The organism is Streptomyces sp. NPDC051940, from assembly GCF_040680895.1.
Lineage (GTDB): Bacteria > Actinomycetota > Actinomycetes > Streptomycetales > Streptomycetaceae > Streptomyces.
This window is the reverse complement of record NZ_JBFAXR010000012.1, coordinates 1-14,825: the sequence shown is the minus strand read 5'-3', so window position 1 is coordinate 14,825 and position 14,825 is coordinate 1. Positions and strand designations below refer to the sequence as shown.

The window sequence follows — 14,825 nt, the reverse complement described above, 5'->3', positions numbered from 1 at the left end:
CCCCAGGCTGACCCCTTGGTCGGAAGCAGTGGTCACCGGTCGACGCCTCCCATCACGGGGTCGATGGACGCCACCGCGACGATCACGTCGGCGACCTGGCCGCCTTCGCACATCGCCGCCATGGCCTGCAGGTTGGTGAAGGAGGGGTCCCGGAAGTGGACCCGGTAGGGGCGGGTGCCGCCGTCGGAGACGGCGTGCACGCCGAGTTCGCCCTTGGGCGACTCGATGGCCGCGTAGGCCTGCCCCGGGGGCACCCGGAAGCCCTCGGTCACCAGCTTGAAGTGGTGGATCAGGGCCTCCATCGAGGTGCCCATGATGTTCTTGATGTGGTCGAGCGAGTTGCCGAGACCGTCCGGGCCGAGCGCGAGCTGCGCGGGCCAGGCGATCTTCTTGTCGCCGACCATGACCGGGCCCGGCTCCAGCCGGTCCAGGACCTGCTCGACGATGCGCAGCGACTGGCGCATCTCCTCCAGCCGGACCAGGTAGCGGCCGTAGGAGTCGCAGGTGTCGGTGGTGGGGACCTCGAAGTCGAAGGTCTCGTAGCCGCAGTACGGCTCGGACTTGCGCAGGTCGTGCGGCAGACCGGCGGACCGCAGGATCGGGCCCGTGGCGCCGACGGCGAGGCAGCCGGCCAGGTCGAGGTAGCCGACGTCCTGCATACGGGCCTTGAACACCGGGTTGCCGGTTGCCAGCTGGTCGTACTCGACGAGGTTCTTGCGGAGCTTCTTCACCGTCTCGCGGACCGCGTCGACCGCGCCCGGGGGCAGGTCCTGCGCCAGGCCGCCGGGGCGGATGTACGCGTGGTTCATCCGCAGGCCGGTGATCAGCTCGTACAGGTCGAGGATCAGCTCCCGGTCGCGGAAGCCGTAGATCATGATGGTCGTCGCGCCCAGCTCCATGCCGCCGGTGGCGATGCACACCAGATGCGAGGAGAGGCGGTTCAGCTCCATCAGCAGCACGCGGATGAGCGTGGCGCGGTCCGGCACCTCGTCCTGGATGCCGAGCAGCCTCTCCACGGCCAGGCAGTAGCCGGTCTCGTTGAAGAAGGACGTGAGGTAGTCCATCCGCGTCACGAACGTGGTGCCCTGCGTCCAGTTGCGGTACTCGAGGTTCTTCTCGATCCCGGTGTGCAGATAGCCGATTCCGCAGCGGGCCTCGGTGACCGTCTCGCCGTCGATCTCCAGGATCAGGCGCAGCACGCCGTGCGTGGACGGGTGCTGGGGGCCCATGTTGACGACGATCCGCTCGTCGTCGGCCCGCTGGGCGGCCGCCTGGACGACCTCGTCCCAGTCGCCGCCGGTGACGGTGTAGACCTTGCCCTCGGTGGTGTCGCGGTGGGGGGCGTGTGAGGTGCTCATCAGCTGTACGACCTCCGCTGGTCGGGAGCCGGGATCTGGGCGCCCTTGTACTCGACGGGGATGCCGCCGAGCGGGTAGTCCTTGCGCTGGGGGAAGCCCTGCCAGTCGTCCGGCATCATGATCCGGGTCAGCGCCGGGTGTCCGTCGAAGACGATGCCGAAGAAGTCGTACGTCTCGCGCTCGTGCCAGTCGTTCGTCGGGTAGACGGACACGATCGACGGGATGTGCGGGTCGCTGTCGGGGGCGCTGACCTCCAGCCGGATCAGCCGGGTGTGGGTGATCGAGCGCAGGTGGTAGACGGCGTGCAGCTCGCGGCCCTCGTCGCCGGGGTAGTGCACGCCGCTGACGCCGGTGCACAGCTCGAAGCGCAGCGCCGGGTCGTCGCGCAGGGTCGTGGCGACCTTGGGAAGGAATTCACGGGCGATGTGGAACGTCACCTCGCCGCGGTCCACGACGGTCTTCTCGATGGCGCCGGCCGGGTCGACGCCCTGTTCCTCCAGGGCGCCCTCCAGCTCGTCGGCGACCTCGTCGAAGTAGCCCCCGTAGGGACGCTGCGCGGCGCCCGGCAGCCGGACGGAGCGGACGAGCCCGCCGTAACCCGAGGTGTCACCGCCGTTGTTCGCGCCGAACATGCCGCGCTGTACGCGGATCTCCTCGCCGGCGTCGCCGCGCCGGCCGGGCAGGTTCTGGGCGCTCAGTTCCTTCTCGGGGTTGACCCCGTTGCTGGTGTCGGCGTCGCTCACCGCAGCAGCCCCTTCATCTCGATCGTGGGCAGGGCCTTGAGCGCCGCCTGCTCGGCCTCGCGCGCGGCCTCCTCGCGGTTCACGCCGAGCTTCTCGCCCTGGATCTTCTGGTGGAGCTTGAGGATCGCGTCCAGCAGCATCTCGGGGCGGGGCGGGCAGCCGGGGAGGTAGATGTCGACCGGGACGATGTGGTCGACGCCCTGGACGATCGCGTAGTTGTTGAACATGCCGCCGGAGGAGGCGCAGACGCCCATGGAGATGACCCACTTGGGGTTCGGCATCTGGTCGTAGACCTGCCGGAGGACCGGAGCCATCTTCTGGCTCACCCGGCCGGCGACGATCATGAGGTCGGCCTGCCGGGGCGAGCCGCGGAAGACCTCCATGCCGAAGCGCGCCAGGTCGTAGCGACCGGCGCCGGTGGTCATCATCTCGATGGCACAGCAGGCCAGGCCGAACGTCGCCGGGAAGACCGACGCCTTGCGCACCCAGCCCGCGGCCTGCTCGACGGTGGTCAGCAGAAAGCCGCTGGGAAGTTTCTCTTCGATACCCATTGTGCGCCCCTAGCCCCCTAGTCCCATTCCAGGCCGCCGCGCCGCCAGACGTAGGCGTAGGCGACGAAGACCGTCAGCACGAAGAGGAGCATCTCGACGAGCCCGAAGATCCCCAGGGAGTCGAAGGAGACGGCCCAGGGGTAGAGGAAGACGATCTCGATGTCGAAGACGATGAAGAGCATCGCCGTGAGGTAGTACTTGATCGGGAAGCGGCCGCCGCCCGCGGGCTGCGGTGTCGGCTCGATACCGCACTCGTACGCGTCGAGCTTCGCCCGGTTGTATCTCTTGGGGCCGATGATCGCGGCCATGACCACGGAGAAAATCGCGAACGCGGCCGCGATGCCTCCTAGCACGAGGATCGGTGTGTAGGCGTTCACCGCTGCCTCGCTCCTCTCAGTCGACGATGACTGCTTTCGGCCTTCGGCGCGGGCGTGCTGCGCCCCCCGCGTCGTCGTGGCCGTCTCCCGGCGGCTACGAAGATCGCTTACATGTGAGGCAGTTCACAAGCCCGCGTGGGACGCATCCTATGCCTCCGCCCTTGTGATCTGCGACACGGGGGTCACCAACTCGTTTGTGATCTTTACCACCCGGCGGATGATCATCTTTGCGGGCAACGCGGTTGATCTTGCGGCAAGCGGTGCGATGATCACCTTCGGTCACAACTGGGGGCGTTGGGGCTGGTCAGAGGGGTGGCTTACGGGTTGCGCCTCTATCAAGTGCGCGCGACTTTGCGCAAATTCGCGCTGGACGGGGAGTGCGTGTTAGTGGGGCGCGGGGTATTTGGGTGGGGATATAGGGACTTGTGGGGTAAGCCGGTTGTAAGCGGACGACGGGGCTCGGAGCCGCGGGGCGGCGCGCACCGGTCCGGGGCGGCGCGGCACGCAACCCCCGCGCGAGGGCGGGGCGGTGCCCCGGAGCTCACATCCGCCATGTCCGACATAGGCGATACCGTCTCGTGACCTCGGCCACACGGATTCGGGCGGCAACACGCCCCACCGCGCTCAGGCTTGAGCTCACCAGCCCCGGAGTGATAGCCGCGCCGGACGGCCCGCCCCGCGGGTAAACGCCGTGCTTACACGCGCGATCGGGCCGACGGCCAAGGGGCGAACGTCCCGGGAATCCCGGTCGATGGACCCGATTCGCGACGCGTACGCGTCAAAGGTGAGGCATTGCACGTTTGTTGAAAGTGCACCTTTAGCCCTGATAGCAACGGGGACCATGTCCCTCAAGACCCATATACCCAGCCACCGGAAGCCCCGCCGGAGCAGCGCCTCGATCCGCGCGCTCCGCACCGGGGTTGCCGGTGGCGCCCTCGCGACGCTGGTGGCCACCGCCTCCCCCGCGTCGGCCGCCGAGGCCGAGGCGCCCGCGGAGACCACCGCCCAGCTCCCCGTCATCCCCGACGTCGAGGCGAAGGTCCAGGAGGGCGTCGAGGCCCTCGAGCAGACCGCGCTGCGCACCGCCGTGCAGGCCGAGGCCACCGAGGCCCAGGACGCCGCGCTGAAGGCCGCCAGGAAGGCCCGTAAGGCCGAGGAGGCCCGCGAGGCCGCCCGCAGGGCCGCCGCCAAGCGCGCGGCCGAGGAGCGCGCCTCGCGCGCCGCGGCCCGCGCGGACCTGTCCTCCCCGACCGCCTCCGGCTCCGTCGCCACGCTCATCGGCTTCCTCAAGGCCCAGGTCGGCAAGGCGTACGTGATGGGCGGCACCGGCCCCTCCGCGTACGACTGCTCGGGCCTCACGCAGACCGCGTTCCGCCAGATCGGCGTCTCGCTCCCCCGCACCGCCGCGGAGCAGTCGACGGCCGGCACGCAGATCGCGGTCTCCGACGTCCGCCCGGGCGACCTCGTCTTCTGGGGCGGCATCGGCTCGGCGTACCACGTCGCGGTCTACATCGGCGACGGCAAGTACCTGGACGCGGCGAACCCGAGCAAGGGCGTCGTCATCCAGGAGATGTCGTACTACATGCCGACCTCGGCGGTCCGCGTCCTCTGACGTCGCACCCGCACACGCGCTGAGCCTCCGCCCGGGCGACCGGGACGGAGGCTCAGGCGTCTTCCGCCGCGGTGGGTCAGCCGTCCCGGCGCGCCCGGACCACGCGGCTGCCGGCGGCCCGGTCGGCCAGCGTCCGGCCACCGACGGGCACGAAGCTCCCGCTGGCGATCGCCAGGAACGGGACCAGGCCCGTGGCCATGTTGACGACGTGGCGCACCAGTGCGCTGCCGTAGCCGAGTCTGCCGCCGTCCGCATCGCGGACCACCCGCAGGCGCAGCAGGCGCTTGCCGGGCGTGGCGCCCCAGCGGGCGTTGGACAGCGGCGCGTAGACCAGGACCAGGCACAGGATCCACAGCAGCGCCGTCAGCCGCATGGTGCCCGGGTCGGTGACGAAGTCGTCGACCAGCAGCACCGGGCCGATCAGCGCCGCGCCGGCGAGGACCAGGTCGACCAGGACGGCCACCGCGCGCCGGAACATGCCGGGCACGGACGGGTCGTACGCCGCCGGGCCCTCCTCCACCAGGAGCGGGGCGAGACCGTCGCCCACCCGCCGGTCGCCGCTCATGGGTCTCATGCGCGCGGGGCCACCTTCGTCAGGCCGTTGATGACGCGGTCCATCGCGTCGCCGCCCTGCGGGTCCGTGAGGTTCGCGAGGAGCTTCAGCGTGAAGCGCATCAGCACCGGGTGCGACAGGCCGCGCTGGGTGGCGAGCTTCATGACCTTCGGGTTGCCGATCAGCTTCACGAACGCGCGGCCGATCGAGTAGTAGCCGCCGTAGGTCTCCGACAGGACCCGGGGATAGCGCTGGAGCGCCAGCTCCCGCTGCGGGCCCGTGGCGCGGCCGTGCGCCTGGACGATGACGTCCGCCGCGATCTGGCCCGACTCCATGGCGTACGCGATGCCCTCGCCGTTGAAGGGGTTGACCATGCCGCCCGCGTCACCGACGAGCAGCAGCCCGCGCGTGTAGTGCGGCTTGCGGTTGAAGGCCATGGGGAGCGCCGCGCCGCGGATCGGGCCGGTCATGTTCTCCGGGGTGTAGCCCCACTCCTCGGGCATCGAGGCGCACCACGCCTTCAGCACCTCGCGCCAGTCCAGCTCCTTGAAGGCGGACGAGGAGTTGAGGATGCCCAGGCCCACGTTGGACGTGCCGTCGCCCATGCCGAAGATCCAGCCGTAGCCGGGCAGCAGCCGGTCCTCGGCGCCGCGCTTGTCCCACAGCTCCAGCCAGGACTCGAGGTAGTCGTCGTCGTGCCGCGGCGAGTCGAAGTACGTACGGACGGCGACGCCCATCGGCCGCTTCTCGTCGCGGTGCAGCCCCATCGCCAGCGACAGCCGGGTGGAGTTGCCGTCGGCGGCCACGACGAGCGGCGCGTGGAAGGTGGCCGGCGTCTTCTCCTCGCCGAGCTTCGCCTCCACGCCGGTGATCCGGCCGGTCCGGGCGTCGATGATCGGCGCGCCCACGTTGCAGCGCTCGTACAGCCGCGCCCCGGCCTTCACGGCCTGCTGCGCGAGCTGCTCGTCGAAGTCGTCGCGCTTGCGCACGAGTCCGTAGTTCGGGTACGCCGCCAGATCCGGCCAGTCGAGCTGCAGCCGCATGCCGCCGCCGATGATGCGCAGGCCCTTGTTGCGCAGCCAGCCCGCCTCCTCGGAGACGTCGATGCCCATCGCGATGAGCTGCTTGGTCGCGCGCGGGGTGAGCCCGTCGCCGCAGACCTTCTCCCGGGGGAAGGCGGTCTTCTCCAGAAGCAGCACGTCCAGGCCCGCCTTGGCCAGGTAGTACGCCGTGGTCGAGCCCGCGGGCCCGGCGCCGACGACGATGACGTCGGCGGTGTGCTCGGTCTGGGTCACGTCTGCTCCTGGTCGTCGAAGGCGTGGCTGGTTCGCAGTGTACGAGTGGTGTCGCCGGTGCTCAGGGGCGGCACCGGCGGCGTCGGCGGGATACCGGCTAGGCGCGGTGGCCGCGGTGGAGGGCGACGATGCCGCCGGAGAGGTTGCGCCAGGCGACCTTCGACCAGCCGGCCTGCTGCAGCCGCGCCGCCAGCGCGGGCTGGTCGGGCCAGGCGCGGATCGACTCGGCGAGGTAGACGTACGCGTCGGGGCTGCTGCTCACGGCCCTCGCGACCGGCGGCAGGGCGCGCATCAGGTACTCGGTGTAGACCGTGCGGAACGGCGCCCACGTCGGGTGGGAGAACTCGCAGATGACGACCCGCCCGCCGGGCTTCGTCACGCGCAGCATCTCGCGCAGCGCGGCGTCCGTCTCCTGGACGTTGCGCAGCCCGAAGGAGATCGTCACGGCGTCGAACACGGCGTCCGCGAACGGCAGCCTCGTCGCGTCCCCGGCGGTCAGCGGCAGCCGCGGGTTGCGCTTCTTGCCCTCCCGCAGCATGCCGATGGAGAAGTCGCACGGGACGACGTACGCCCCGGCGGCGGCGAAGGGCAGCGAGGAGGTGGCCGTGCCGGCGGCGAGGTCGAGGACCCGTTCCCCGGGCCTCGCGTCCACCGCCTGCGCGACGGCCTTGCGCCAGCGCCGGTCCTGCCCCAGGGACAGCACGTCGTTGGTCAGGTCGTACTTCGCGGCGACGTCGTCGAACATCGCGGCGACTTCGTGCGGCTGCTTGTCCAGGGAGGCTCGCGTCACGGGGTCATTCTCGCGCACGCCGGGTGCGGCGGGCCGGGAGGCCCCCCGGTAACGGGCCGCCGGCCGTGTCGCTGCGGCGGAATTACGCCATGTCACGTTTACGTCAGCAAAAACCGTGGTGTTCGGACGGCGCACAGTTCAGTCTCTGTGGAGCAGCTCGGGGCGGGGGGCCCGAGCATGCGGACGCAAACGGGAACTTCCCCGGCCGGACTCCGCACGGGTACGGAACGGCCGGGGTCTGGGGGGCCGGGTGAGCCCCCCAACGGCAGCCGGTCTGCCCGCCAAGCACCGGAGGGGGGCGGGCAGACCGGCCACCGCCTCGCCGGTCGCGGACCGGCCACCGAGCGCCGCACGGCGCCCTGAAGCTCCGCGCCCCGCCGGTTGCCACCCGAAGCCCGGCGGGGCGCGGACCGGCTTCGCGGGTGAGGGGGCTCAGCGCCGCCGGTACACCAGCCGGCCGCCGATCACCGCAGCCACGCAGCCGTCGTCGTCGAAGACCGCGAACCGTGCCTCCCCGCCCACCCGCAGGGCGCGCCGCTCATGGGGAGGCTGCGAGTACATCCCCGACCGCAGGACCGCGTCCCGGATCACCGGCCTGGTGAACTCACCGCAGATCTCGACGATCCCCTGCGCCATCAGCCGCTGCAGACCCCGCCGCGCGCTCGCGCCCCAGCGCGCCTCGTTCATGTCCAGGGCTGCCAACGCGGCACCGGTCAGCGGCTCCGTCCCCAGCTCCTCGGCCTCCCGCGGATCCGGGTAGTACGTGCGCTCCAGCCGCTCGACTTCGCCGTGCTCACACAGCCCCGGTACGAGGTAGCCGGGCCAGCGGCGTACCCGCGCACCGGGATGGGCCGCTGCGAGGGTCTCGTAGGAATCGAGGCCGGCGATCACCGGACCCTCGACCAGCACGGCGCAGTCCTCGAACTCGAAGCAGCCGTTGATCAGCAGGTCGGGAACGTGCAGCGTCCCCACGGCGTCAGCTCACGTCGAGGAGCTTCAGCTCCGGATGCGCCGTACCGCCCTCGATCGCCGTCGACGACAGATGGGACACGACGTGGTCGTCCACCGGATCGTTCGCCGGGTCGTCGTGCACGACCAGGTGCTCGTACGTCGTGGCGCGCTGCGCCGGCACCCGGCCCGCGGCGCGGATCAGCTCCAGCAGCTCCATCCGGTTGGAGCGGTGCTTGGCGCCCGCCGACGACACGACGTTCTCCTCCAGCATCACGGAGCCCAGGTCGTCCGCGCCGTAGTGCAGCGACAGCTGGCCGACGTCCTTGCCCGTGGTGAGCCAGGAGCCCTGGATATGGGCGACGTTGTCGAGGAAGAGGCGGGCGATGGCGATCATCCGCAGGTACTCGAAGATCGTGGCCTGCGTACGGCCCTTCAGCGCGTTGTTGTTCGGCTGGTAGGTGTACGGGATGAAGGCGCGGAAGCCGCCCGTGCGGTCCTGCACGTCGCGGATCATCCGCAGGTGCTCGATCCGCTCGGCGTTGGTCTCGCCCGTGCCCATGAGCATGGTGGACGTCGACTCGACGCCCAGGTTGTGGGCGATCTCCATGATCTCCAGCCAGCGCTCGCCGCTCTCCTTCAGCGGGGCGATCGCCTTGCGCGGCCGCTCGGGCAGCAGCTCCGCGCCCGCGCCCGCGAAGGAGTCCAGGCCCGCGGCGTGGATCCGGCGGATGGCCTCCTCGGCGGAGACGCCGGAGATCCGCGACATGTGCTCGACCTCGCTCGCGCCCAGCGAGTGGATCACCAGCTGCGGGAAGGCCTTCTTGATCGCGGAGAAGCTCTCCTCGTAGTACTCCACGCCGAAGTCCGGGTGGTGCCCGCCCTGGAACATGATCTGCGTACCGCCGAGGGCGACCGTCTCCGCGCACCGCCGCAGGATGTCGTCCAGATCCCGCACCCAGACCTTGTCGCTCTTGGGCGCGGCGAAGAAGGCGCAGAACTTGCACGCGGTCACGCACGAGTTCGTGTAGTTGATGTTGCGCTCGATGATGTACGTCGCGATGTGCTCGGTGCCCGCGTACCGGCGGCGGCGCACCGCGTCGGCGGCGGCGCCCAGCGCGTGCAGCGGCGCGTCGCGGTAGAGGTCGAGCGCCTCCTCGGGGGTGATGCGACCCCCGTCGGCGGCGTGGTCGAGAACGGACTGCAGGTCAGTGGCCACGGTCTCCGGTGCCCCTTCCACACGGCGCGAACATCTGCTCCTCGCAGCGTACGCGTTCACCCGGACACGCCCCGCGACCGGGTCACTCCTTCGTCAGGGTGGTGGGGGTGCGGCCGCCGGCCGGGTCGTCGTTGTAGTAGAGGAGCTTGTCGCCGTCGAGGGTCAGGGTGACGTTGGAGGGGTTGCCCGTGCAGGCCCAGTCGGTCTGGGGCTTCGCGGTGTCCGTGGTCTCCGCGAGGAGCATCTTGTCGTCCGTGGCCTTGGTCAGCTCGCCCTTGCTGTGGCAGGCGACGCTGAGCACGGAGAACGTCGTGTGGGTGACCACGGAGCCCTTGCGGCCGCTGTCGACGACGAGGGTGAGGTCGCCGTTCGGGGAGCCGTCGGAGTTCAGCGCGGTGCCCTTCCAGGTGCCCTGGAAGGACTCGGGGACCTGCGCGAGGTCCTTGCCGGCCGGGGCGGCCGTGGGGTCCGGCGTGTCCTCGGGGCTGGGTTGGGCGCTGGGCTGCGCGCTCGTCGCCGCCGGCGCGGTGGGGGTGGCGGTGGTGTCGTTGCTCGAGGCGTTGTCGCGGCTGCCGTCGTCCTTCAGTACGCCGCTGAGGTACAGGCCGAGCATCGCGACGGCCGCGGCGCCGGCCACGGACAGCACGAGCGTGCAGCTCGCGCGGCGGCCGCGCCAGCCGAGCTCCGCGCTGCGGACGGCCGGCTGCGCGGTGGGGGCGTCGGCGGGACGGGCGTCCTGCACGACGCCGGCGCCGTGGGAGGTGTTCCCCCAGGAGCCGTTGCCCGGTGGCGGTACGGCGCCGGGGGGTGTCGGCCAGCCGCCGCCGGCCGCGGGGGTGTGTCCGTTGCCGGACGCGTTGCCTGCGGTGTCGACGAGGGACGGCGGAGGGCCGAAGCCGTACGACGGTCCGTACTCGGCGCGGGGCAGCGGCACGGGGCCGGAGGGCTCCGGCGCGGGGTGCGCCTCCAGGCCCAGCAGCTCGATCGCCGCGCGGCTGATGCCGTCGGACACCGGGGCGGGCAGCCAGCCCGCGCCCATCAGGGCCGCCGCCCCGCCGGGTGCGAGCCGTCCGGCGAGCGCGGCCGGTGCGGGGCGGGCGTCCGGGTCCTTGGCCAGGCAGGCGGTCGCCACCTCGGCCAGTACGGGGTCGATGCCGGGGAGGCCGTGCAGCTGGGCGTCCTCGTTGACGACCTGGTAGAGCAGGCTCGGGGCGCTGTCCCCGGTGAAGGGCGGCTGTCCGGTCGCGGCGTACACGAGCACCGCGCCGAGCGAGAACACGTCCGAGGGGCCGGCGGCGCCGCGGCCGAGGATCTGCTCCGGCGACATGTAGCCGGGCGACCCCACGGAGACGCCGGTGGCGGTCAGCGAGGCGGTGCCGTCGGTGGCGCGGGCGATACCGAAGTCGATCAGCCGGGGGCCGTCGAGGGTCAGCAGGACGTTCGAGGGCTTGACGTCGCGGTGGACGAGGCCCAGCGCGTGCACGGCGGTGAGCGCCTCCGCGAGGCCCGCGCCCAGGGCGCGGGCCGCCTCGGGCGGCAGGGGCCCGTGCGCCTCCACGGCGTCGCTGAGCGCCGTCCCGGCGACGTATCCGGTGGCCACCCAGGGCACGTCGGCCTCCGGCCCGGCGTCCAGCACGGGGGCGGTCCAGGCACCGCCCACCCGGCGCGCGGCCTCGACCTCGCGGCGGAACCGGGCGCGGAACTGGTCGTCGGTGGCGAAGTGCGGGTGGACGGCCTTGACGGCCACGGTCCGTCCCCCGGGGCTGCGGCCCAGGTACACCCGCCCCATCCCGCCCGACCCCAGACGGCCCAGCAGGGTGTACGGCCCTATCGCCCGCGGGTCGCCCGTCTGCAGTGGCTGCATCATTCCCCCATGGTTGCCCTCGCCCAGCTTAGGGGGAGCCACCCGGCACGCCACGCGGTTTGCCCGGGCACCCCCGCGACTTGTCAGGGCACGGTGACGAGGACGCGGGGCCGGTTCTCCCGACCTCGATGGGGCGCGGGGTCAGAGGAGGCTGACGCGGGACGACTCAGGGAAGCCCGCGCGGGAGGCGAAGGAGGTGATGCCCTCCAGCTGGGGTGCCCCGAGGCGGAAGTCGAGGGTCGTGAAGTAGCGCTCCAGGAGCTCCGCGTCGTACGCCTCCCAGCGCGACGCCTGCTCCGCCACCTTCCCGACCTCCTCCAGCGACACCGCGAGCGACTCCAGGAACGCCCGGTGCACGTCGGCCAGCAGCGCGGGCTCACGCGCGGCGTACTCGCGCCGCGCCGCCCACACCGCGAAGACGAACGGCAGCCCCGTCCACTCCTTCCACATCGAGCCCAGGTCGTGGACCTGCAGCCCCAGCTCCGGCGCCTCGTGGAACGACGCCCGCAGCGCCGCGTCGCCGATCAGGACCGCCGCCTGGGCCTCCTGCATCATCAGCCGGAGGTCGGGCGGGCACGTGTAGTAGTCGGGCGAGACCCCGTACCGCTCCGCGAGGAGCAGCCGCGCGAGCCGGACGGACGTCCGCGAGGTGGAGCCGAGGGCGACCCGGGCACCGTCCAGCTCGGACAGCGGCACCTGGGAGACGATCACGCACGACATCACCGGCCCGTCGCAGCCCACCGCGATGTCCGGCAGGGCGACGAGCTCGTCGGCGTGACGCAGATACTCGACGAGGGTCACCGGGCCGACGTCGAGCTCGCCGGCGATCAGCCGCTCGCTCAGCTTTTCGGGGGTGTCCTTCGTGAGGTCGAAGTCGAGGAGGGTGCCCGTCCGGGCCAGGCCCCAGTAGAGGGGCAGGCAGTTCAGGAACTGGATGTGGCCGACTCGTGGCCGGCTGGGCCTCCCCGCGGGACCGTTCTGTGTTGCAGTCACGTCCCGAGGCTACGCCCCGGCCCGGCTCGTACTGGGATCCGGGTGTTCACCATGGCGTGATCTTTCAGCCTTCCCCGGCCGGGGCTCCCGTGCTAGGCTCAACGCAAGTTGCAGTTTGGTTTCCCTTGCAGTACAGAGCCTGCGGAGCTTGTGACGCCGCAGGCTTTTGTAGTTTCAGACTTCGCAGGATGCAGGTTCTGGGAGCAGGGCAACCCTTTGGCCCAAGGAGGGCTTATGGCTACCGGAACCGTCAAGTGGTTCAACGCCGAGAAGGGCTTCGGCTTCATCGCTCAGGACGGCGGCGGCCCCGACGTCTTCGTGCACTACTCCGCGATCAACGCCTCTGGCTTCCGCTCCCTCGAGGAGAACCAGCAGGTGAACTTCGACGTCACGCAGGGTCCGAAGGGCCCGCAGGCGGAGAACGTCACCCCGGTGTGACTCGCTGATTGATACACCCAAGGAGCCCCGTCCGCGCAGCGGACGGGGCTCCTGCCTTTTACGTCGGAGAGCGGCCGCAAGGCTGTCGGGGACACCGCCCGAATTCCGTCGCCGTTCACGCTCCGTACAGGTCCGCTATTTCCTTTGCGTACCGTTCCGCGATGGCCGCTCGGCGGATTTTCAGCGTCGGGGTGAGCGTCTCGCCGGCCACCGAGAAATCCTCGTCCAGAATCGCGAAGGCCCTGATCCGGGCCGGACCTGACGCGTTCGCATTGACCGCGTCCACCGCCTCCCGTACCAGCGACCGGGCCTTCGCCGACTCCGACGGCGGGCCGTCGATGCCCAGCCCGGCGATCTCCTCCGCGTCCAGCGTGATGAGGGCGACCGGGTACGGACGGTGATCACCGATCATCACCGCCCGCGAGATCCAGCGGGACTGCTGGAGCGCGAACTCCGTCAGGGACGGGGTGAGGTTCTTGCCGGACGAGGTGATGATGATGTCCTTCTTACGACCCGTGACCCGCAGATAGCCGTCCGTGTCCAGTTCCCCCAGGTCGCCGGTGTGCAGCCAGCCCTCGTCGTCCAGCGCGGCGGACGTGGCGCCGGGGTTGGCGTGGTAGCCGCCGAAGACCATGGGGCCGCGGGCGAGCACCTCCCCGTCCCCGGCGATCCGCACCTCGCAGCCGGGGATCGGCCGGCCGACGGTGCCGTAGCGGTGGGCGCCGGGGTGGTTCAGGGCGATGATCCCGGCGGACTCCGTCATGCCGTACCCCTCGTACACGGGGATGCCGCAGGCCCGCATGAAGTCCAGGGTCTGCGGGGCGATGGGGGCGCCGCCGACGTTGGCCTGCCGCAGCCGGCCGCCGAAGACCCCGCGGACCAGGGCGTAGAGCCCGGCGTCGGCCTGCTCGTACGCGGCCGTCTGCGCCGCCGTCGGCTCCCGCCCGGCCGCGCGCAGTGCGTCGACCTCCGCGCCGAGCCGTACCGCCGCCTCGAACCGCTCCCGTCCGTCCGGCCCGGCGGCCTCCGCCAGCGCGGCGACCTGCGCGTGCACGCGCTCGAAGAGCCGGGGGACGGAGGGCAGGTGCGTGGGACGCACCCGGCCCAGTTCGCCGACGATGTCCTCGATCCGGCCGCCCCAGAAGGCCAGCGCGGCCCCGTTGAGGAGGGTGGAGAGCTCGGTGAGCTGGGCGAGGAGGTGGGCCAGCGGGAGGTAGATGTACGTGACGTCGCCCGGCCCGCTCTGCGCGAAGCCGGCGGTGGCGTCGCGGATCGCGGTGCTGTTGCCGTGGGTGAGGCGGCAGCCCTTGGAGAGGCCGGTGGTGCCGGAGGTGTAGATGATGGTGGCCAGGTCGCCGGGGCGCACCGCACGGCCGCGGGCGAGCAGCTCGGGCAGCGGGGCGGGGTCCGGCAGTTCGGTCATCAGCGGCCGGCCCGCCGCGGAGGGTGTCATCACCACGACCGTGCCGCCCCCGCCCAGCCGCTCGGCCTTCGCCGCCTGGGCGTCGTCCTCGCACAGGACCACGGACGCCCCGGAGTCGCCGAGCACCCAGCGCACCTCGTCGTCCCCGGCGCTCGGGTAGACGGGCACCAGCGCCGCACCCGTGGCCAGCACCGCGAGATGGGCGTACGTCCACTCGGCCCGCGTCTCGCAGAGCACCGCCACGCGGTCCCCGGCCCGCACCCCGAGCCCGAGCAGCCCGCGGCCGACGAGCCGCACACGGTCGCGCAGCTCCTCGTACGACACGTCTCCCCCGCCGCCGGGCAGCCGCAGGGCGGGTCTCCCGCCGTACTGCTCCGCGATCCACTCGGCGAACACGGCCAGGGTCGACGGCCGGGCTTCCGTCGCCATACGAGCCACCTCCGGGGGGAGTCGGGGACCGCGTACGACGCTAGGGACTGCCGGGGGCGGGCCGGGATGACCGAGGGAGTCAGCCGGGTTGACCGCAGCGCTCAGCCGCTCGCCCTTCGGTGGCCGGACGTACCGGAGCTGGGCGTCGTGATGCTGTTCATGCTCGCCGTGGCGCTGCTCGGGCCGCTGCTGGCGCGGCTGTGCGCGGCGCTGTTCGGGGTGCTGCTGCGCG

At 71.7% G+C, this 14,825-nt stretch carries 14 protein-coding genes; 2 read left to right on the top strand and 12 right to left on the bottom strand.

The window, feature by feature from the left end; genetic code table 11:
• Window positions 1-32 precede the first annotated feature (32 nt).
• Genes AB0M28_RS07770 through AB0M28_RS07755 form a run of 4 tightly spaced genes read right to left on the bottom strand, consistent with a single transcriptional unit; the run spans window position 33 to window position 3,029 of the window.
• Window positions 33-1,358: an NADH-quinone oxidoreductase subunit D gene (locus tag AB0M28_RS07770; RefSeq protein WP_365399420.1), complete on the bottom strand. Its 1,326-nt coding sequence runs from the start codon at window positions 1,356-1,358 to the stop codon at window positions 33-35.
• Entirely contained in the window at window positions 1,358-2,101 is a 744-nt protein-coding gene (locus AB0M28_RS07765) for an NADH-quinone oxidoreductase subunit C (protein WP_365399417.1), read from the bottom strand. Before AB0M28_RS07765 ends, AB0M28_RS07770 begins: the two co-directional genes overlap by 1 nt.
• Window positions 2,098-2,652, bottom strand: a complete 555-nt coding sequence (locus AB0M28_RS07760; protein ID WP_365399414.1) for an NADH-quinone oxidoreductase subunit B family protein — start codon at window positions 2,650-2,652, stop codon at window positions 2,098-2,100. The genes AB0M28_RS07765 and AB0M28_RS07760 overlap by 4 nt, the downstream gene beginning before the upstream one ends.
• A gap of 17 nt (window positions 2,653-2,669) precedes the next feature.
• Window positions 2,670-3,029: an NADH-quinone oxidoreductase subunit A gene (locus AB0M28_RS07755; RefSeq protein ID WP_365399411.1), complete on the bottom strand. Its 360-nt coding sequence runs from the start codon at window positions 3,027-3,029 to the stop codon at window positions 2,670-2,672.
• 841 nt (window positions 3,030-3,870) lie between these two features.
• Between AB0M28_RS07755 and AB0M28_RS07750 the strand changes: the two genes are divergently transcribed.
• Complete coding sequence (locus AB0M28_RS07750; protein WP_365399409.1) at window positions 3,871-4,641, top strand: C40 family peptidase; 771 nt, start codon at window positions 3,871-3,873, stop codon at window positions 4,639-4,641.
• Between the two features lie 76 nt (window positions 4,642-4,717).
• On the opposite strand, the gene AB0M28_RS07745 is transcribed toward AB0M28_RS07750, so the two are convergent.
• From AB0M28_RS07745 to AB0M28_RS07715, 7 genes are all read right to left on the bottom strand, one after another.
• Window positions 4,718-5,215, bottom strand: a complete 498-nt coding sequence (locus AB0M28_RS07745) for an RDD family protein (protein ID WP_365399406.1) — start codon at window positions 5,213-5,215, stop codon at window positions 4,718-4,720.
• Entirely contained in the window at window positions 5,212-6,489 is a 1,278-nt protein-coding gene (locus tag AB0M28_RS07740; RefSeq protein WP_365399403.1) for a geranylgeranyl reductase family protein, read from the bottom strand. Before AB0M28_RS07740 ends, AB0M28_RS07745 begins: the two co-directional genes overlap by 4 nt.
• Window positions 6,490-6,586: 97 nt before the next feature.
• Window positions 6,587-7,279, bottom strand: coding sequence for a demethylmenaquinone methyltransferase (locus AB0M28_RS07735; protein ID WP_365399401.1), 693 nt, complete (start codon window positions 7,277-7,279; stop codon window positions 6,587-6,589).
• Between the two features lie 432 nt (window positions 7,280-7,711).
• A complete protein-coding gene (locus AB0M28_RS07730; RefSeq protein WP_365399398.1) occupies window positions 7,712-8,251 on the bottom strand; it encodes a hypothetical protein in 540 nt (179 codons plus the stop codon).
• 4 nt (window positions 8,252-8,255) lie between these two features.
• Window positions 8,256-9,446 carry a cyclic dehypoxanthinyl futalosine synthase gene (gene mqnC / locus AB0M28_RS07725; protein ID WP_365399395.1) on the bottom strand — a complete coding sequence of 397 codons (1,191 nt, stop codon included), beginning with the start codon at window positions 9,444-9,446 and terminating at the stop codon, window positions 8,256-8,258.
• Between the two features lie 82 nt (window positions 9,447-9,528).
• A complete protein-coding gene (locus AB0M28_RS07720) occupies window positions 9,529-11,313 on the bottom strand; it encodes a serine/threonine-protein kinase (protein WP_365399392.1) in 1,785 nt (594 codons plus the stop codon).
• Between the two features lie 138 nt (window positions 11,314-11,451).
• A complete protein-coding gene (locus AB0M28_RS07715) occupies window positions 11,452-12,303 on the bottom strand; it encodes a menaquinone biosynthesis protein (RefSeq protein WP_365399389.1) in 852 nt (283 codons plus the stop codon).
• A gap of 234 nt (window positions 12,304-12,537) precedes the next feature.
• Between AB0M28_RS07715 and AB0M28_RS07710 the strand changes: the two genes are divergently transcribed.
• Entirely contained in the window at window positions 12,538-12,741 is a 204-nt protein-coding gene (locus AB0M28_RS07710) for a cold-shock protein (RefSeq protein WP_003984261.1), read from the top strand.
• Between the two features lie 115 nt (window positions 12,742-12,856).
• On the opposite strand, the gene AB0M28_RS07705 is transcribed toward AB0M28_RS07710, so the two are convergent.
• Window positions 12,857-14,593 (bottom strand): long-chain fatty acid--CoA ligase, encoded by a 1,737-nt coding sequence (locus AB0M28_RS07705; RefSeq protein WP_365399386.1) that lies wholly within the window; start codon window positions 14,591-14,593, stop codon window positions 12,857-12,859.
• Between the last annotated feature and the right edge of the window lie 232 nt (window positions 14,594-14,825).